Source organism: Streptomyces sp. NPDC052101, assembly GCF_040680235.1.
Lineage (GTDB): Bacteria > Actinomycetota > Actinomycetes > Streptomycetales > Streptomycetaceae > Streptomyces.
This window is the reverse complement of record NZ_JBFAWH010000001.1, coordinates 749,139-767,316: the sequence shown is the minus strand read 5'-3', so window position 1 is coordinate 767,316 and position 18,178 is coordinate 749,139. Positions and strand designations below refer to the sequence as shown.

At 72.3% G+C, this 18,178-nt stretch carries 14 protein-coding genes; 10 read left to right on the top strand and 4 right to left on the bottom strand.

What is annotated here, in order from left to right:
• Nucleotides 1-75 precede the first annotated feature (75 nt).
• Nucleotides 76-243, bottom strand: a complete 168-nt coding sequence (locus AB0L75_RS03320; RefSeq protein WP_365174630.1) for a hypothetical protein — start codon at nucleotides 241-243, stop codon at nucleotides 76-78.
• A gap of 239 nt (nucleotides 244-482) precedes the next feature.
• Between AB0L75_RS03320 and AB0L75_RS03315 the strand changes: the two genes are divergently transcribed.
• The 8 genes from AB0L75_RS03315 (at nucleotide 483) to AB0L75_RS03280 (ending at nucleotide 11,820) form a co-directional block, all read left to right on the top strand.
• Nucleotides 483-1,406: an LLM class F420-dependent oxidoreductase gene (locus AB0L75_RS03315; RefSeq protein ID WP_365174627.1), complete on the top strand. Its 924-nt coding sequence runs from the start codon at nucleotides 483-485 to the stop codon at nucleotides 1,404-1,406.
• Between the two features lie 286 nt (nucleotides 1,407-1,692).
• Nucleotides 1,693-2,631 (top strand): hypothetical protein, encoded by a 939-nt coding sequence (locus tag AB0L75_RS03310; RefSeq protein WP_365174624.1) that lies wholly within the window; start codon nucleotides 1,693-1,695, stop codon nucleotides 2,629-2,631.
• A complete protein-coding gene (locus AB0L75_RS03305; RefSeq protein WP_365174621.1) occupies nucleotides 2,628-3,665 on the top strand; it encodes a DUF4232 domain-containing protein in 1,038 nt (345 codons plus the stop codon). The genes AB0L75_RS03310 and AB0L75_RS03305 overlap by 4 nt, the downstream gene beginning before the upstream one ends.
• Nucleotides 3,666-3,722: 57 nt before the next feature.
• Nucleotides 3,723-5,189 (top strand): 3' terminal RNA ribose 2'-O-methyltransferase Hen1, encoded by a 1,467-nt coding sequence (locus tag AB0L75_RS03300; RefSeq protein ID WP_365174618.1) that lies wholly within the window; start codon nucleotides 3,723-3,725, stop codon nucleotides 5,187-5,189.
• A complete protein-coding gene (locus tag AB0L75_RS03295; protein ID WP_365174615.1) occupies nucleotides 5,186-7,756 on the top strand; it encodes a polynucleotide kinase-phosphatase in 2,571 nt (856 codons plus the stop codon). Before AB0L75_RS03300 ends, AB0L75_RS03295 begins: the two co-directional genes overlap by 4 nt.
• Nucleotides 7,757-7,859: 103 nt before the next feature.
• The gene (locus AB0L75_RS03290) at nucleotides 7,860-9,083 is read left to right on the top strand and encodes an arginine deiminase (protein WP_365174613.1); all 1,224 of its coding nucleotides are present in this window, start codon (nucleotides 7,860-7,862) and stop codon (nucleotides 9,081-9,083) included.
• A gap of 131 nt (nucleotides 9,084-9,214) precedes the next feature.
• Nucleotides 9,215-10,243, top strand: coding sequence for an ornithine carbamoyltransferase (gene argF, locus AB0L75_RS03285; RefSeq protein ID WP_365174611.1), 1,029 nt, complete (start codon nucleotides 9,215-9,217; stop codon nucleotides 10,241-10,243).
• A gap of 110 nt (nucleotides 10,244-10,353) precedes the next feature.
• Complete coding sequence (locus AB0L75_RS03280; protein ID WP_365174609.1) at nucleotides 10,354-11,820, top strand: amino acid permease; 1,467 nt, start codon at nucleotides 10,354-10,356, stop codon at nucleotides 11,818-11,820.
• Here AB0L75_RS03280 and AB0L75_RS03275 read toward each other — a convergent pair.
• A complete protein-coding gene (locus AB0L75_RS03275; protein WP_365174607.1) occupies nucleotides 11,777-12,232 on the bottom strand; it encodes an ATP-binding protein in 456 nt (151 codons plus the stop codon). The two genes, AB0L75_RS03280 and AB0L75_RS03275, sit on opposite strands and share 44 nt — an antisense overlap.
• A gap of 295 nt (nucleotides 12,233-12,527) precedes the next feature.
• Here AB0L75_RS03275 and AB0L75_RS03270 point away from each other — a divergent pair, with 295 nt between their 5' ends.
• Entirely contained in the window at nucleotides 12,528-13,355 is an 828-nt protein-coding gene (locus tag AB0L75_RS03270) for an enoyl-CoA hydratase family protein (protein WP_365174604.1), read from the top strand.
• Nucleotide 13,356: 1 nt separating this feature from the next.
• Complete coding sequence (locus AB0L75_RS03265; RefSeq protein WP_365174601.1) at nucleotides 13,357-15,624, top strand: bifunctional salicylyl-CoA 5-hydroxylase/oxidoreductase; 2,268 nt, start codon at nucleotides 13,357-13,359, stop codon at nucleotides 15,622-15,624.
• A 66-nt stretch (nucleotides 15,625-15,690) separates the two neighbouring features.
• Here the strand turns inward: AB0L75_RS03265 and AB0L75_RS03260 are convergent, their stop codons facing one another.
• Together AB0L75_RS03260 and AB0L75_RS03255 are read right to left on the bottom strand one after the other, a co-directional pair.
• Nucleotides 15,691-16,503, bottom strand: coding sequence for a PaaX family transcriptional regulator C-terminal domain-containing protein (locus AB0L75_RS03260; RefSeq protein WP_365174599.1), 813 nt, complete (start codon nucleotides 16,501-16,503; stop codon nucleotides 15,691-15,693).
• Nucleotides 16,504-16,518: 15 nt separating this feature from the next.
• Nucleotides 16,519-18,111, bottom strand: a complete 1,593-nt coding sequence (locus AB0L75_RS03255) for an AMP-binding protein (RefSeq protein ID WP_365174596.1) — start codon at nucleotides 18,109-18,111, stop codon at nucleotides 16,519-16,521.
• Nucleotides 18,112-18,178: the final 67 nt, after the last annotated feature.

Sequence of the window (18,178 nt, the reverse complement as noted above, 5' to 3'; positions counted from 1 at the left end):
AGGACCCGTCAGGTACCTGGAGAACCTGGAGAGCAATGACCCGTCAGGTGCCCCGCGGAGCAGGGGGTGACACCGTCAGCTCGTCCCGGACTCCTCGGCACCGCCCGCAGCGCCCTGCAGATCCGCCAGCTCCGACAGATCCGCGTTCAGAGCCGCCATCAGCTCCTCCATCTGCTCCAGCAGCCCCTTCGACTGGCCATCGGAGCAGGTCCGCCGACCGGCGGAGCCAAGTTCCTCGTACATGACGGCCTCCTCGGCCCCCGGCCCGGCCGGGCCGACACGAAGACGCGCGCGACGGTGACCACCGTCCGGCGCGGGGGCCGGACGGTCCGGCTCCGACGTCCCAACGATCACCACCGGGGCCGGTCACTGGCCCGCAGGGCTCCCGGCGTGCCCCTCATGCGATTTTCACCCGACCGTGGACGGCCGTGCCGGGCCGTACCGGCGCGGTTGACGCGGCGTGCGGCATGCAGGATAGGTGTATGGACCTTCGAATCTTCACCGAGCCCCAGCAGGGGGCCACGTACGACACCTTGCTCACCGTGGCGAAAGCCACCGAGGATCTCGGTTTCGACGCTTTCTTCCGCTCCGACCACTACCTCCGCATGGGCAGCGTCGACGGCCTGCCCGGACCCACGGACGCCTGGATCACCCTGGCCGGCCTGGCCCGCGAGACCAAGCGCATCCGCCTCGGCACGCTGATGACTGCCGGAACGTTCCGGCTGCCCGGCGTGCTCGCCATCCAGGTCGCCCAGGTCGACCAGATGTCCGGCGGCCGGGTGGAGCTGGGCCTCGGCGCGGGCTGGTTCGAGGAGGAGCACAAGGCGTACGGCATCCCGTTCCCGAAGGAGAAGTTCGCGCGGCTGGAGGAGCAGCTCGCGATCGTCACCGGGCTGTGGGCGACCGAGGTCGGCAAGACCTTCGACTTCCACGGCACGTACTACGACCTGACCGAGTCGCCGGCGCTGCCCAAGCCCGCCCAGCGGAAGGTCCCGGTGCTCATCGGCGGCCACGGCGCGACCCGCACACCGCGGCTGGCCGCCCGGTACGCCGACGAGTTCAACATCCCCTTCGCCTCCGTCGAGGACAGCGAGCGGCAGTTCGGCCGGGTGCGGGCCGCCGCCGAGGAGGCCGGCCGCGGCGCGGACGCGCTGACGTACTCCAACGCGCTCGTCGTCTGCGTCGGCCGGGACGAGCGGGAGGTCGCCCGGCGGGCCGCCGTGATCGGCCGTGAGGCCGACGAGCTGAAGGCCAACGGCCTGGCCGGCTCCCCGGCCGAGGTCGTCGACAAGATCGGCCGGTACGCCGAGATCGGCTCCCGGCGGATCTATCTGCAGGTCCTGGACCTTGACGACCTCGACCACCTGGAGCTGATCTCGGCCCAGGTCCAGTCGCAGCTGTCGTAACACCGTTCGGAACCCCGCGCGTTCGTGCGATTAGGTGACCGCTATGGGGCACGCCATCCACCTCCACACCTTCCGCGACGGCGACAGCGTCCCGCTGGACGCCTCAGTCGTCCGGGAGGTGCGGGCCGCCGGAAAACGTGACCGGCGAGAGCGCCTCCGGCCCGGACCCGGCCTGCTCCTTGTCCAGCGAGGTGCCGACGACAGCCCTTCAGGCCGGTGGGCAGCTTGTGCCGGAACTATGGGCTCCATCACAGCGCTCATGATCCGGGCCTGATCGGATGGCCCGGTGCGCAAAGCCCTTCCTCTCGCCCTGACCGGCCTGTTCGCCCTGTCGGCGTGCCAGTTCGCCGCCACCGACGACTCCGCCGACGAGGCCCGCCGCCTCAACACCATGACCGCGCTCCCGCTGCACGCCTACCTCCCGGACCCCGCGTCGGACGGCGCGAAGGCCGTGATCAGGGCCCAGTGGACCCTCGGGAAGAAGTGCATGGTCGGGCTGGGATTCACCGGCTTCGCGGCGCTCGACACCAAGGCCTTCGACTCGACCTACCCGGTCCGGCAGGGCACGCTCACGGACGGGGACATGCCCGGTGACGACAGCCCGTACGGCGTCGTCGATCCCGACCTGGCGTCCGAGCACGGCTACCACAACCGGCAACCGGACGTCTCCGCCCAGCCCCAGGAGTGGCCCGCCGACCAGTACGCCGCCCTCACCGGCACCTTCGAGTCCGGCGACAGCCACCTCGCGCACGGGCACCGCATCCCCGAGGGCGGCTGCCTCGGCCAGGCGACCCGGAAGATCTACGGCCCGCCGCCCAGGGCGACGAAGGTCAACGGCGTGAAGCTGTCCGGCTATTACTCGCTCGCCATGCAGCTGTGGTACGAGTCCCACAAGACGGCGAGCAACGGCCCCGCCTGGAAGAAGGCCGATCGCGCGTGGTCCGACTGCATGAAGAAGAAGGGCTTTCGCTACTCCGACCCGGACAAGGCGTCCGTGGACTCCGACTGGTTCGGGCACGAGAAGCCGACGGACAAGGAGCGGAAGACCGCGGCCGCCGACGCCCGGTGCAAGCTCGACACCGGTTACGTCCCGGCCGTGCACGACCTCGAAGCGCGCACGCAGAACACCGTCATCGGCAGGAACAAGGAGAAACTGGAGGCCATGCGGACGGCGGACGAGCGGGCGGTGAGGAAGGCACGGACGATCATCGGCGAGGCGTCATGAGGCACGCCAGGGGTGCGGCGACGACCGCCCTCGCGGCGGCGGTCGTCCTCGTGCTCGCCCTCGCCGGCTGCGGCGCGGAGCGTCCGGGCCCCGGGGGAGGCACGAACACCGACGCCGGACACGGCACCGGCACCGGCACCGGGTCCGGGCCCGTCGGCGCGGAGACCCTGTGCCCCTCCAGCATGCCCGGTTACGGCGCCCCGCCCGCCGAAACCCCGTCCGCGAGCCGCGCTCCGCACTCCTCCCTGACCCCGCTGCCCCTCTCCACCGGCCTCCCGGCCCGGGACGGGGTGCGGGTCACCGGCCTGTACGCCCTGCCCCAGCGCCAGAGCCAGGACTGCGAACCCGCCCGTGTCTCCGTCGACTTCACGGTCACGAACCATGAGAAGACGGCGATGAGCTACACGATCACCCTCGGCCTCCGGACGGATTCCCGGGGCGCGGCCGACACCGTGACGCAGACCGTCCCCGCGGTCGGTCCCGGCCGGACCGTGAAGGGCACCGTCGTCACCGGGGAACTGTCCGCGCCGGCCTCGGCGGTGACGGACGTGTCCGTCCTGAAGGTGCGCGGCGTCCCCGCCGACGAGGCCCCGTCGGGGAGCGGCCCGTGCCCGGCCTCCGGGGTACGCCTTAGCCCCGACCGGGGTGACGCCGCCATGGGCCTGCGCGTGCTGACCCTGTACCTGGAGAACTGCGGCAAGGGCGCCTACCGCCTCGACGGCCGCCCGGAGCTGCGCGTCCTCGACCCCGGCCACGCCCCCGTCCCCGGTGTCCAGGTCGTCCCCGGCGACCGGATCGCCACCGGCACCGGCGCCGACGGCGCGCCCCGGCCCCTGGTCCTCCGACCCGGCGAGCGTGCCTACACCGTCCTCGTCTGGCGCGACACCACCGAAGCCGGTGCCCCCGTCGACGCCCCCTACGTGCGCGTGTGGCCGCGCCCCGGAGCCCGCCCGGTGACGCTGACCCCGGAGCTGGACCTCGGCACGACCGGGAGACTCGGCGTCGGACCGTGGAAGAAGGACCCCGGCCGCTGACGGGTCCTGGGAGAAAACGGGTGGTCAGCGGGGACCGATACCGGAAGACTCGGACGTGTGTTCCTGACGATCTCCACGCGCGGCGACGCCGCCCATCCGGCCACCGACCTCGGGTATCTGCTGCACAAGCACCCCGGCAAGGCGCAGAAGTTCTCCACGTCCCACGGCACGGCGCACGTCTTCTACCCCGAGGCGGACGACCGGCGCTGCACGGCCGCGCTGCTGCTGGAGATCGACCCGGTCGCGCTGGTCCGGCGGGGCAGGGGCAAGGGCCGCAGCGGCGCGCCCGACGCGGCGCTCGCCCAGTACGTCAACGACCGTCCGTACGCGGCCTCCTCGCTGCTCGCGGTCGCGCTCAGCGGTGTGTTCTCCAGCGCCCTGCGCGGGGTCTGCGCCGCCCGCCCCGAGCGGACCGCCACCCCGCTGCCGCTGCGCATCGAGGTGCCCGCGCTGCCCGCCCGGGGCGGCCCGGACCTCGTACGCCGCCTCTTCGAGCCGCTCGGCTGGGCGGTGACCGCCGACCCCGTCCCGCTCGACACCGAGTTCCCGCAGTGGGGCGACTCGCGGTACGTCCGCCTCGTCCTGGAGTCGCGGGCGCTGACCCTCGCCGAGGCGCTGCGCCATCTGTACGTCCTGCTGCCGGTCCTGGACGACGCCAAGCACTACTGGGTCTCCTCCGACGAGGTCGACAAGCTGCTGCGGGCCGGTGAGGGCTGGCTGCCCGGCCACCCGGAGCAGAAGCTGATCACCAGCCGGTACCTCACCCGCCGCTGGTCGCTGACCCGGCAGGCGATGGAGCGGCTGGAGCTGGTGCGGCTCGCCGAGGCCGACGACAGCGCGGTCGAGGAGATCGACAACGCGGTCGAGGAGGAGACGGAGGCGGAGGAGAAGCCGGCCCCGCTCGCCGTGCTGCGGCGGGAGGCGATCGTCGCCGCCCTGCACGCGTCCGGCGCCGCCCGGGTCCTCGATCTGGGCTGCGGACAGGGCCAGTTGGTGCAGGCGCTGCTCAAGGACGTGCGGTTCACCGAGATCGTCGGTGTCGACGTGTCCGTGCGGGCGCTCACCATCGCCTCCCGGCGGCTGAAGCTGGACCGCATGGGCGAGCGGCAGGCCTCGCGCGTCAAGCTCGTCCAGGGTTCGCTCGCCTACACCGACAACCGGCTCAAGGGCTATGACGCGGCGGTGCTCAGCGAGGTGATCGAACACCTCGACCTGCCCCGGCTCCCGGCCCTGGAGTACGCCGTGTTCGGGCACGCCCGCCCGCGCACGGTCCTCGTGACCACCCCGAACGTCGAGTACAACGTCCGCTGGGAGTCGCTGCCCGCCGGCCATGTCCGGCACGGCGACCACCGCTTCGAGTGGACCCGCGAGGAGTTCCGCACCTGGGCGCGGGCGGTCGCCGAGCGGCACGGGTACGACGTGGAGTTCGCACCCGTCGGGCCGGACGACCCCGAGGTCGGGCCGCCCACCCAGATGGCCGTGTTCCACCGTGACGACACCGAGAAGGAGGCGAAGGCGGCATGACCGAGGCAGCAGAGCACAACGGACGGGTCCTTCCCGTCACCGACCTCTCCCTGGTCGTCCTCGTCGGCGCCTCCGGCTCCGGCAAGTCCACCTTCGCCCGGCGGCACTTCAAGCCCACCGAGGTGATCTCCTCGGACTTCTGCCGCGGCCTGGTCTGCGACGACGAGAACGACCAGAGCGCGACCCGGGACGCCTTCGAGGTCCTGCACTACATCGCCGGCAAGCGGCTGGCCGCCGGCCGCCGCACCGTCGTGGACGCCACCAGCGTGCAGCAGGACGCCCGGCGTCAGCTGATCGAGCTGGCCAGGAAGTACGACGTGCTGCCCATCGCCATCGTGCTGGACATCCCGGAGGAGGTGTGCGCCGAGCGCAACGCGGCCCGCACCGACCGCGCCGACATGCCCCGCCGGGTCATCCAGCGGCACATCCGTGAACTGCGCCGCTCCCTCAGGCACCTGGAGCGCGAGGGCTTCCGCAAGGTACACGTCCTGCGCGGTGTCGAGCAGGTGGAGCACGCCACGGTCGTCACCGAGAAGCGCTTCAACGACCTGACCCACCTCACCGGCCCCTTCGACATCATCGGCGACATCCACGGCTGCTCCGCCGAACTGGAGGCGCTGCTGGCGAAGCTGGGCTATGCGGACGGCGTCCACCCCAAGGGCCGTACCGCCGTGTTCGTCGGCGACCTGGTCGACCGCGGCCCGGACACCCCGGGCGTCCTGCGCCGGGTGATGACCATGGTCGAGGCGGGCAACGCGCTGTGCGTGCCGGGCAACCACGAGAACAAGTACGGCCGTCACCTCAAGGGCCGCAAGGTCCAGCCCACCCACGGGCTCGCCGAGACCATCGCGCAGATGGAGGGCGAGAGCGAGGAGTTCAAGGACCGGGTCCGCGGGTTCCTCGAAGGGCTCGTCAGCCACTACGTCCTCGACGGCGGCAGGCTGGTCGTCTGCCACGCGGGCCTGCCCGAGAAGTACCACGGCCGCACCTCCGGCCGGGTCCGCTCGCACGCCCTGTACGGCGACACCACCGGCGAGACCGACGAGTTCGGGCTGCCGGTGCGCTACCCCTGGGCGGAGGACTACCGGGGCCGCGCGGCCGTGGTCTACGGCCACACCCCGGTCCCCGAGGCGACCTGGCTCAACAACACCATCTGCCTGGACACGGGTGCCGTCTTCGGCGGCAGGCTGACCGCGCTGCGCTGGCCGGAGCGCGAGCTGGTCGACGTACCGGCCGAGCGGGTCTGGTACGAGCCGGCGCGTCCGCTGCGCGCCGAGGCGCCCGGCGGGCGGGACGGCCGGCCGCTGGACCTGGCGGACGTGTACGGCCGCAGGGCCGTGGAGACCCGGCACGCGGGCCGGGTGGCGGTACGCGAGGAGAACGCGGCGGCCGCCCTGGAGGTCATGAGCCGGTTCGCGATCGACCCGCGCCTGCTGCCGTATCTGCCGCCGACCATGGCACCGACGGCGACTTCGCAGGCGGAGGCCCGCGGCGGAGCCGCTGATGGGCACTTCCTGGAGCACCCGGTGGAAGCCTTCGCGCAGTACGCGGCGGACGGGGTCGAGCGGGTCGTGTGCGAGGAGAAGCACATGGGCTCGCGGGCCGTGGCCCTGGTGTGCCGGGACGCCGGGGCGGCACGGAGGCGCTTCGGAACGGACGGCCCGACGGGGTCCCTGTACACCCGTACCGGACGCCCGTTCTTCGACGACGCGGCGGTGACCGAGGAGATCCTCGGCCGGCTGCGCTCGGCGATCACGGAGGCCGGACTCTGGGACGAACTCGCCACCGACTGGCTGCTGTTGGACGCCGAGCTGATGCCCTGGTCGCTGAAGGCCTCGGGGCTGCTGCGCAGTCAGTACGCGGCCGTCGGCGCCGCGTCCGGCGCGGTGTTCCCGGATGCGCTGGCCGCCCTGGAGTCCGCCGCGGCGCGCGGCGCCGACGTGGCCGGCCTGCTGGACCGGCAGCGGGAGCGCGCGTCCGACGCGGTCGCGTTCACCGCCGCGTACCGCCGCTACTGCTGGACCACGGACGGCCTGGACGGCGTACGCCTGGCCCCCTTCCAGCTGCTGGCCGTCCAGGGCCGCAGCCTCGCCGCGCTGCCGCACGACGAGCAACTGGCCCTGATCGACCGGCTGGTGGAGCACGACGGCTCCGGACTGCTGCAGACCACGCGGCGGCTGTACGTCGACACCGGCGATCCGGAGTCGGTGCGGGCGGGTGTCGACTGGTGGCTGGAGATGACCGGCCGCGGCGGCGAGGGCATGGTCGTCAAGCCGGTCGGCGCGCTGGTCCGCAACGGGGACGGCCGGCTGGTGCAGCCCGGCATCAAGTGCCGGGGCCGTGAGTACCTGCGGATCATCTACGGTCCCGAGTACACCCGGCCGGACAACCTGGCCAAGCTGCGGCAGCGGTTCCTGAACCACAAGCGGTCGCTGGCGATCCGCGAGTACGCCCTCGGCCTGGAGGCCCTGGACCGGCTCGCGGACGGGGAGCCGCTGTGGCGGGTGCACGAGGCGGTCTTCGGGGTGCTGGCCCTGGAGTCGGAGCCGGTGGACCCGCGCCTGTAGCCATGACCGCGTCCACCCCTTCTCGTCAATGCGATGAGAACGGGAAGGGGTGGAAACGGCCGACAAGGGGGTGCGGACGGGCGGCGGCGGCCAGGATGGAGGCATGGCATACCACGTCGACTCCGAGGCCGGGCGCCTGCGCCGCGTGATCCTGCACCGGCCCGACCTGGAGCTCAAAAGGCTCACCCCCAGCAACAAGGACGCCCTCCTCTTCGACGACGTGCTGTGGGTGCGCCGGGCGCGCGCCGAGCACGACGGGTTCGCCGACGTGCTGCGTGACCGGGGGGTGGCCGTCCATCTCTTCGGCGACCTGCTGGCCGAGACCCTGGAACTGCCCGAGGCCCGCACCCTGGTCCTCGACCGGGTCTTCCACGAGAAGGAGTACGGCCCGCTCGCCACCGACCATCTGCGCGCCGCCTTCGCCGCCCTGCCCGCGCGCGAGCTGGCCGAGGCGCTGGTGGGCGGCATGACCAAGCGGGAGTTCCTGCAGGTCCACGAGGAGCCGACCTCGGTCCGCTTCCATGTGATGGACCTCGACGACTTCCTCCTCGGCCCCCTCCCCAACCACCTCTTCACCCGCGACACCTCCGCCTGGATCTACGACGGGGTCGCCATCAACGCCATGCGGCTGCCCGCACGGCAGCGCGAGAGCGTCCACTTCGAGGCGATCTACCGGCATCACCCGCTGTTCCGTGACGAAACGTTCCACGTCTGGTCCCAGGGGCAGGCCGACCACCCCTCCACCATCGAGGGCGGCGACGTCCTGGTGATCGGCAACGGCGCCGTCCTGGTCGGCATGAGCGAGCGCACCACCCCGCAGGCCGTGGAGATGCTCGCCCACAAGCTGTTCGCGGCCGGCTCGGCCCGCACGATCGTCGCGCTCGACATGCCCAAGCGGCGCGCCTTCATGCACCTCGACACCGTGATGACCATGGTCGACGGCGACACCTTCACCCAGTACGCCGGGCTCGGCATGCTGCGCTCGTACACCATCGAACCGGGGGTCGGCGAGCGGGAGCTGAAGGTCACCGACCATCCGCCGGAGCACATGCACCGCGCGATCGCCGCCGCTCTCGGGCTCGGTGAGATCCGGGTGCTGACCGCCACCCAGGACGTGCACGCCGCCGAGCGCGAGCAGTGGGACGACGGCTGCAACGTGCTCGCCGTCGAGCCGGGCGTCGTCGTCGCCTACGAGCGCAACTCGACCACCAATACACATCTGCGCAAACAGGGTATCGAGGTGATCGAGATCCCGGGCAGCGAGCTGGGCCGGGGCCGCGGCGGACCCCGGTGCATGAGCTGTCCGGTGGAGCGCGACCCCGTATGACCCGTATGACGGGTATGACCGAATGGACTCAGGCCAGTGTGACCGAAAGGACCCCACCCCGCCGCATATAAATTCTGCTGGGCGTATAGAATTCCAACGTCCCTGTCCCCCCGTCCCACCGGAGCGCCCCCATGGCGACAGTCCCGACCGCCCTCGCCGGCCGCCACTTCCTCAAGGAGCTGGACTTCACCGACGACGAGTTCCGCGGCCTGGTCGAGCTGGCCGCCGAGCTGAAGGCCGCCAAGAAGGCCGGGGCCGAGACGCAGTACCTGCGCGGCAAGAACATCGCGCTCGTCTTCGAGAAGACCTCGACGCGCACCCGCTGCGCCTTCGAGATCGCCGCCGCCGATCAGGGCGCCCACACCACCTACCTCGACCCGTCCGGCTCGCAGATCGGGCACAAGGAGTCGGTGAAGGACACCGCCCGCGTCCTCGGCCGGATGTTCGACGCCATCGAGTACCGCGGCCATGGCCAGGGCGTCATCGAGGAGCTGGCCACCTACGCCGGGGTCCCCGTCTACAACGGCCTGACCGACGAGTGGCACCCCACCCAGATGCTCGCCGACGTGCTCACCATGACCGAGCACACCGACAAGCCGCTGGCCGAGGTCGCCTTCGCCTACCTCGGCGACGCCCGCTACAACATGGGCAACTCCTACCTGGTCACCGGCGCCCTGCTCGGCATGGACGTGCGGATCGTCGCCCCGCGGGTGCTGTGGCCGGACGAGACGATCATCGAGCTGGCCCGGCAGCTCGCCAGTGCCACCGGCGCCCGGATCGCGCTCACCGACGACGTGAAGGAGGGCGTGCGGGGCGCGGACTTCATCGCCACCGACGTGTGGGTGTCGATGGGCGAGCCCAAGGAGGTCTGGGACGAGCGGATCGCGCTGCTCGGCCCGTACGCCGTGACCATGGACGTCCTCGCCGCCACCGGCAACCCGGGCGTGAAGTTCCTGCACTGCCTGCCGGCCTTCCACGACCTCGGCACCGCCGTCGGCCGCGAGATCCACGAGCGGCACGGGCTCACCGAGCTGGAGGTCACCGACGAGGTGTTCGAGTCCGAGCACTCCGTCGTCTTCGACGAGGCGGAGAACCGGATGCACACGATCAAGGCGGTCCTCGTGGCCACCCTGGCGGGTGCGTCACACAGCGTTGCCTGACCCGCGTCACCAGGCCTTATCCTGACCGGCGGCCCGGAACCACCCCACCCGGCGCCGTCGCCGCGACCTCATCCGGTCGCCCGCACCACCCAGAAACGAGCACCACCCGCATGCCCGCTCCCCGCATCAAGTCCCCGCACCTGCTCGTCGCCGAATCCGGCGCCGACCGCGAGGGACACGGCCTCAAGCGCACGATGGGCCTCTTCCAGCTCATCTGCTTCGGCGTCGGCGCCATCGTCGGCACCGGCATCTTCGTCGGCCTCTCCGACTCCGTCGCCCAGGCCGGCCCGGCCGTCGTCGTCTCCTTCATCCTCGCCGCGATCACCTGCGTCTTCACCGCGTTCTCCTTCGCGGAGCTGGGCGGCGCGATCCCGGTCTCCGGCTCCTCGTACTCCTTCGCCTACGCCGGCCTCGGCGAGTCCACCGCCTTCCTGGTCGGCTGGTGCCTGCTGCTGGAGTACGGCATCTCCATCTCGGCCGTCGCCGTCGGCTGGAGCCAGTACGTCAACGAACTGCTGCACAGCCTCACCGGCGTGCAGCTCCCGGCCGCGCTGTCCGCCGGGCCCGGCGACGGCGGGATCATCAACCTCCCCGCCGTGATCGTCATCGCCATGGCCTCCGTGCTGCTGGTGCGCGGGGTGCGCGAGAGCGCCCGGGCCACGGCCGCCATGGCCGCCGTGAAGCTGGTCATCCTGGTTGCCTTCTGCGCCATCGGCTACAGCGCCTTCAAGCACGGCAACCTCACCCCGTTCTCGCCGGCCGGCCTCGGCGGCATCGGCGCGGGCACCACCGCCGCGTTCTTCTCGTACATCGGCTTCGACGCGATCACCACGGCGGGCGAGGAGGCGAAGAACCCGCGCCGGGACATCCCGGTCGCGATCATGGTCTGCATGGGCATCGTGACCCTGCTGTACTGCGCGGTCGCGCTCGCCGCGATCGGCGCCATCGGCGGCAAGCAGGTCGCCGGCCGCCCCGCCGCCCTCTCCTACGTCGTCAACGAGGTCACCGGCTCGGCCGTGGGCGGCGGCGTGATCGCCTTCGGCGCGGTCGTCGCCATCGCCTCGGTCGTCCTCGCCGTGATGTACGGCCAGACCCGCATCCTGATGTCGATGTCCCGCGACGGCCTGATCCCGCGCGTCTTCGAGAAGGTCAACCCGAAGACCTCCACGCCGGTCGCCGGCACGCTGATCGTCGCCGTCGTCTTCGCCGTCCCGGCGGCCTTCGCCTCCCTCGACGCCGTGATGAACCTGTGCACCATCGGCACCCTGGCGATCATGGCCGTGGTGAACATCGTGGTGATCGCCCTGCGCCGCCGCGAGCCGGGCCTCACCCGCAGCTTCCGGGTGCCGCTCTACCCGGTGGGCCCGCTGCTCGGCGTCGCCTTCTGCCTGTACCTGATGTACGAGACCGGCTGGCAGACCTGGCTGCAGTTCGCCGTGTTCCTCGCGGTGGGCCTGCTGATCTACGCCGGCTACGGCCGCCGGCACTCCACGCTGGCCACGGCGGGCACAGCGGCCACGGCGGCCGCCGAGGTCACGCAGAGCGCCGACGCTGAGCGGGAACCGCAGGCAGTCTGAACCACACCGCCTTGCCCGACGGGGTGGGGCGGTGACCGCAGGACGAGCTGAGGGCGCGGATCAGCAGCAGCCCGCGCCCGCCCTCCTGCCAGGGGTCGGGCTCCTCGATCACCGGCCGGGTCAGATGGCCGGGCGGCGCCGGGTCCGGGTCGTGCACCTCGACCTGGCAGCCGGTCGGCAGCAGCTCCACCACCAGCTCTATCGGGCCGCGCCCGGCGGTGTGCTCCACCGCGTTGGCCACCAGCTCCGCCGTGAGCAGCTCCGCGGTGTCGCAGTCGGCCGGGTGCTCCACCTCGGCGAGTGCCGTGCGCACCAGGGCACGGGCCACGGGCACCGCCGCCGCGGTGTGCGGCAGCGCGATGCGCCAGGAGGCCGATTCGGCGGGGCGTTCGTGCAAGGCGAGTCCGTTCATGGAGCAGGCTGTCCTGCTTTCGACTGTAGGAATGGTACGGGCCCGGCCGCAGAGGCCGCCGACGGGCTTCGCCCGGGACCTTCGGCCCCGGTACCGGGCGGTCTACCCCCGTGAACGGCCCGCCTCGCCTGCCCGCGCCCACTGTTACGGCCCTGTCGACGAGCGGTGACGCACGTGACCGGATCCGGCCGAACCGGCACGCCGTGTCGCGTACTCATGACGACAGTCACAAACAAGTGATAACTTCATGGGACAGTGCAACGTACGGCACCGCCGCCCTAGGAGGCCGCACGTCATGAGTCCCTTCACCGGCTCCGCCGCCCGCACCGCCGACTGGGAGCACCTACGGGTGCGGCTCGCCGACGGGGTCGCCACCGTCACCCTCACCCGCCCCGAGAAACTCAACGCGCTCACCTTCGGCGCCTACGCCGACCTGCGCGATCTGCTGGCCGAGCTGTCCCGGGAGCGCGCCGTACGCGCCCTGGTGCTGGCCGGCGAGGGGCGCGGCTTCTGCTCCGGCGGCGACGTGGACGAGATCATCGGCGCCACCCTCGCCATGGACACGGCCCAGCTGCTCGACTTCAACCGGATGACCGGCCACGTCGTCCGGGCGATCAGGGAGTGCCCTTTCCCGGTGATCGCCGCGGTGCACGGAGTGGCGGCGGGCGCCGGAGCGGTCCTGGCGTTGGCGGCCGACTTCCGGGTGGCGGACCCGACCGCCCGCTTCGCCTTCCTCTTCACCCGCGTCGGCCTGTCCGGCGGCGACATGGGCGCGGCCTATCTGCTGCCCAGGGTCGTCGGCCTCGGCCACGCCACCCGCCTGCTCATGCTGGGCGACCCGGTCAGGGCCCCCGAGGCCGAGCGCATCGGCCTCGTCAGCGAGCTGACGGAGGAGGGCCGGGCCGACGAGGCCGCCGCGGCACTGGCCCGCCGCCTCGCCGACGGCCCGGCCCTGGCCCACGCCCAGACGAAGGCCTTGCTGACGGCCGAGCTGGACATGCCCCTGGCGGCCTCGATCGAGCTGGACGCCTCGACCCAGGCCCTGCTGATGAACGGCGAGGACTACGCCGAGTTCCACGCGGCCTTCACGGAGAAGCGCCCGCCGAAATGGCAGGGGAGGTGACATGAAGGTCGCAGTCATCGGTGGCGGGCCCGGTAGCCTCTACGCCGCCGCCCTGCTCAAACGCCTCGACCCGGACCGGGAGATCACCCTCTGGGAACGCAACGCCCAGGGCGACACCTTCGGCTTCGGGGTCGTCCTCTCCGACGAGACCCTCGGCGGCATCGAACACGCCGACCCCGTGGTCTACGAGGCCCTGCAACGGGGATTCGTCCGCTGGGACGACATCGACATCGTGCGCCGGGGCACGACGCACCGCTCCGGAGGACACGGCTTCGCCGCCCTGGGCAGGAAACGCCTCCTGGAGATCCTGCACACACGCTGCCACGCCCTCGGCGTGGACCTCCGCTTCCGCACCGAGGCGCCCTCCCCGGACCGGCTGTCGGCGGAGTACGACCTCGTCGTCGCCGCCGACGGAGTGCGCAGCACCACCCGCGAGACCTACGCCGAGGTGTTCCGCCCGCAGGTGACCGAACACCGCTGCCGCTACATCTGGCTCGCCGCCGACTTCGCCTTCGACGCCTTCCGCTTCGAGATCGCCGAGACCGAGCACGGCGTACTGCAGCTGCACGGCTACCCGTACGCGGCCGACGCCTCCACCGTGATCGTCGAAATGCGGGAGGAGGTCTGGAAGGCGGCGGGATACGACGAACTCGCCCCGCACGAGTCCATCGAGCGCTGCGCCAAGATCTTCGCGGACGCCCTCCGCGGCCGCCCCCTGCGCTCCAACAACTCCGCCTGGACGACCTTCCGCACGGTGGTCAACGACCGCTGGTCGCACGGCAACGTCGTCCTCCTCGGCGACGCCGCGCACACCGCCCACTTCTCCATCGGCTCGGGCACCAAGCTCGCCGTCGAGGACGCCCTCGCCCTCGCCGCCTGCCTGCGCGAACAGCCCACGCTGGAAGGCGCGTTGAGGGCATACGAGGAAGAGCGCAAGCCGGTCGTCGCCTCCACGCAACGGGCCGCCCGGGCCAGCCTCGAATGGTTCGAGAACCTCCCCCTGTACCTCGACCAGCCGCCCCGCCAGTTCGCCTTCAACCTGCTCACCCGCAGCCGGCGCGTCACCCACGACAACCTCCGGCTGCGCGACGCCCGCTTCACCGGCGCGGTCGAGCGCGAGTTCGGCTGCCCGCCCGGCACGCCCCCGATGTTCACCCCGTTCCGGCTGCGCGGCCTGACCCTGCGCAACCGGGTCGTGGTGTCGCCGATGGACATGTACTCCGCCACCGACGGCGTCCCCGGCGACTTCCACCTCGTGCACCTCGGCGCCCGCGCCCTCGGCGGGGCCGGGCTCGTCATGACCGAGATGGTGTGCGTGAGCGAGGAGGGCCGCATCACGCCAGGCTGCGCCGGTCTGTACACCGGCCGGCAGGCCGAGGCCTGGCGGCGCGTCACCGACTTCGTGCACACCCGGGCGCCCGGCACCGCGATCGGCGTGCAGCTCGGCCACGCGGGCCGCAAGGGCTCCACGAAGCTGATGTGGGAGGGCATCGACGAGCCGCTGCCCCGCGGCAACTGGCCCCTGGTCGCCGCCTCCCCGCTGCCGTACAAACCGGGCAGCCAGACCCCGCGCCAGCTCACCCGGGCCCAGCTCACCGACATCCGCGAGCAGTTCACGGCCGCCGCCTGGCGGGCCGCGCGGGCCGGATTCGACCTGCTGGAACTGCACTGCGCGCACGGCTATCTGCTCTCCGGCTTCCTCTCCCCGCTCACCAACCGGCGCACCGACGCCTACGGCGGCTCTCCGGAGCGGCGGCTGAGGTTCCCGCTGGAGGTCTTCGACGCCGTGCGCGCGGTGTGGCCGGCCGAGCGGCCCATGACCGTCCGTATCTCGGCCACCGACTGGGCCGAGGGCGGCACGACGGCCGAGGACGCGGTCGAGATCGCCCGCGCCTTCGCCGCGCACGGGGCCGACGCGATCGACGTCTCCACCGGGCAGGTCGTGGCCGAGGAGCGGCCGGAGTTCGGTCGGTCGTACCAGACGCCGTTCGCCGACCGCATCCGGCACGAGGCCGGCGTCCCGGTGATCGCCGTCGGCGCGATCTCCTCCTGGGACGACGTCAACTCGCTGATCCTCGCCGGGCGTACGGACCTGTGCGCGCTGGCCCGTCCGCACCTGTACGACCCGCACTGGACGCTGCACGCGGCGGTCGAGCAGGGTTACGAGGGGCCTGGCGTCGACTGGCCCGCGCCCTACCGTGCGGGCAGCAGGCGCCCGCAGACCGGACGCACGGACGCCCCGAAGCCCAGGCTGACCCTGGAGAGCTGACGGCCGGTGCCGTCTGCCGTACCCGGTCCGTGAGCGCTGTACTGCCGGTTCTGGGTCCGGCCCGCCTCACAGCCCCACGAACTCGGCGCCCGCGTCCCGCAGCCGCTTGTGCAGCCCCCGGAACACCTCCGCCGAGCGCACCCCCGGCCAGCTTGCGGGCAGCAGCTCGGTGGGCAGGCCGGGGTCGGTGTAGGGCAGATGGCGCCATGAGTCGAGGGCGAGGAGATAGTCGCGGTAGGCCGCCTCGGGCGGGGTGTCCGCCCGGCGCTCCCAGGCGCTCAGCACCGGGGCGTGCGCGTCCAGGAAACGCTCGTGCTCCTTGGCGATCGCGGCCAGGTCCCACCAGCGGGCGACCGCGTCGGCCGTCGGCGCGAAGCCCAGGTGCTCGCCGCGGAAGAAGTCGACGTACGGGTCGAGCCGTAGGCGGCGCAGCGTGTGCCGGGTCTCCTCGTAGAGGCGGGCCGGGGCGATCCACACCCCGGGGGCCGCCGTGCCGAAGCCCAGCCCCGCCAGCCGGGAGCGCAGCACATGCCGCTTCTGCCGCTCCGACTCGGGCACGGAGAACACCGCGAGCACCCAGCCCGCGTCCGCCACGGGCGTCGTCGCGTAGATCCGCCGGTCGCCGTCCTCCAGCAACTGGCGGGCCTCGGGAGAGAGTTCATAGCCGGCCGCGCCCTGCTCCGTACGGCCCGGCAACAGCAGGCCGCGGCGTTTGAGCCGGGACACCGAGGACCGGACCGAGGGCGCGTCCACGCCGACCGCGGCCAACAGCCGGATCAGCTCGGCGACGGGCACCGGGCCGGGCATGTAGCGGCCGTACGCGCCGTAGAGCGTGACGATGAGGGACCTGGGGGCGTGCTGCTCGGACACGTTGATCATTTTAGGTCGTCGGCATCACTGCCGGTCACCTTCGCTGCGCAGCCGGAACCGCTGGAGTTTGCCGGTGGCGGTGCGGGGCAGGGCGCCGAGGAAGACGAACTCGCGCGGGCATTTGTAGGGCGCCAGTTCGGCCCTGAGGAAGGCCTGCAGCGACTCCGGGTCGCGCGGGGCTCCCTCCCGCAGCACCGTGTAGGCCACGGCCACCTGTCCGCGCGCCTCGTCGGGCCGGCCCACGACCGCCGCCTCCACCACGTCCGGGTGCCGCAGCAGCGCGTCCTCCACCTCCGGTCCGGCGATGTTGTACCCCGCGGAGATGATCATGTCGTCGGCGCGGGCCACGTAACGGAAGTAGCCGTCGGGCTCGCGGACGTAGGTGTCGCCGGTGATGTTCCAGCCGCCGTGCACATACGCGCGCTGGCGGGGATCGGCGAGATAGCGGCAGCCGACCGGGCCGCGCACGGCGAGCAGGCCCGGTTCCCCGTCGGGCACCGGTGTGCCGTGCGCGTCCTGCACCCGCGCCTGCCAGCCCGGCACCGGCACGCCCGTGGTGCCCGGCCTGATGGCGTCGTCGGCGGCGGAGACGAAGATGTGCAGCAGCTCGGTGGCGCCGATGCCGTTGATGAGGCGCAGGCCGGTGCGCTCGTGCCAGGCCTGCCAGGTGGCCGCGGGCAGGTTCTCGCCCGCCGACACACAGCGCCGCAGCGACGAGAGGTCGTGGCCGTCCAGCCGCTCCAGCATGGCGCGGTAGGCGGTCGGGGCGGTGAACAGGACCGAGACGCGGTGCTCGGCGATCGCGGGCAGCAGCTGGCGGGGGCCCGCCTGCTCCAGCAGCAGGGAGCTGGCGCCGGCCCGCATCGGGAAGATCACCAGCCCGCCCAGGCCGAAGGTGAAGCCGAGCGGAGGGCTGCCCGTGAACACGTCGTCCGCCCGGGGCCGCAGCACATGCTTCGAGAAGGTGTCGGCTATGGCCAGCACATCCCGGTGGAAGTGCATACACCCTTTCGGGTGACCCGTGGTCCCCGAGGTGAACGCGATCAGGGCCACGTCGTCGGCCGCGGTGTCGACCGCCGGGTACGGCGTGCCGGGGCCGGGGCGGCCGAGGAGGTCGTCGGGGCCGTCGCCGCCGTACGTCGTGATCCGCAGCCCGGGAATGTCGGCCTTCGCCAGGTCGTCCACCGCCCGGATGTCGCACAGCGCGTGCCGCACCAGCGCGATGTCGCACAGCGTGGCCAGCTCGTGCGGGCGCTGCTGGGCCAGCACGGTGACGGCTATCGCGCCCGCCTTCAGGACCGCCAGCCAGCAGGCCGCGAGCCAGGGCGTGGTCGGGCCGCGCAGCAGCACCCGGTTGCCGGGGACCACGCCCAGGTCGCCGGTGAGGACGTGGGCGATCCGGTCGACCTGGCCGCGCAGCTCGCCGTACGTCCAGGTGGGGCCGTCCGGGGTGTGGAAGACCGGGCGGGCCGGGTCGGCGTGGTCCAGCAGCTCCGCGGCGCAGTTCAGCCGGTCGGGGTAGCGCAGCTCCGGCAGGTCGAACCGCAGCTCGGGCCACTCGTCCGGCGGCGGCAGATGGTCGCGCGCGAAGGTGTCGACATGGGCCGAGCGATGCATGGCGGTTCGCCCCCTTGCCGTGACAAACGTCGAAACGGGCGTCGTGGTGGGACCGGCGTCCTGGGCT

Coding starts and splice junctions, on each gene's coding strand:
- AB0L75_RS03270 (WP_365174604.1), top strand. CDS start 12,528: ATGAGTCCCTTCACCGGCTCCGCCGCCCGCACCGCCGACTGGGAGCAC.
- AB0L75_RS03320 (WP_365174630.1), bottom strand. CDS start 243: ATGTACGAGGAACTTGGCTCCGCCGGTCGGCGGACCTGCTCCGATGGC.
- AB0L75_RS03280 (WP_365174609.1), top strand. CDS start 10,354: ATGCCCGCTCCCCGCATCAAGTCCCCGCACCTGCTCGTCGCCGAATCC.
- AB0L75_RS03255 (WP_365174596.1), bottom strand. CDS start 18,111: ATGCATCGCTCGGCCCATGTCGACACCTTCGCGCGCGACCATCTGCCG.
- AB0L75_RS03305 (WP_365174621.1), top strand. CDS start 2,628: ATGAGGCACGCCAGGGGTGCGGCGACGACCGCCCTCGCGGCGGCGGTC.
- AB0L75_RS03315 (WP_365174627.1), top strand. CDS start 483: ATGGACCTTCGAATCTTCACCGAGCCCCAGCAGGGGGCCACGTACGAC.
- AB0L75_RS03295 (WP_365174615.1), top strand. CDS start 5,186: ATGACCGAGGCAGCAGAGCACAACGGACGGGTCCTTCCCGTCACCGAC.
- AB0L75_RS03275 (WP_365174607.1), bottom strand. CDS start 12,232: ATGAACGGACTCGCCTTGCACGAACGCCCCGCCGAATCGGCCTCCTGG.
- AB0L75_RS03290 (WP_365174613.1), top strand. CDS start 7,860: ATGGCATACCACGTCGACTCCGAGGCCGGGCGCCTGCGCCGCGTGATC.
- AB0L75_RS03260 (WP_365174599.1), bottom strand. CDS start 16,503: ATGATCAACGTGTCCGAGCAGCACGCCCCCAGGTCCCTCATCGTCACG.
- argF (WP_365174611.1), top strand. CDS start 9,215: ATGGCGACAGTCCCGACCGCCCTCGCCGGCCGCCACTTCCTCAAGGAG.
- AB0L75_RS03265 (WP_365174601.1), top strand. CDS start 13,357: ATGAAGGTCGCAGTCATCGGTGGCGGGCCCGGTAGCCTCTACGCCGCC.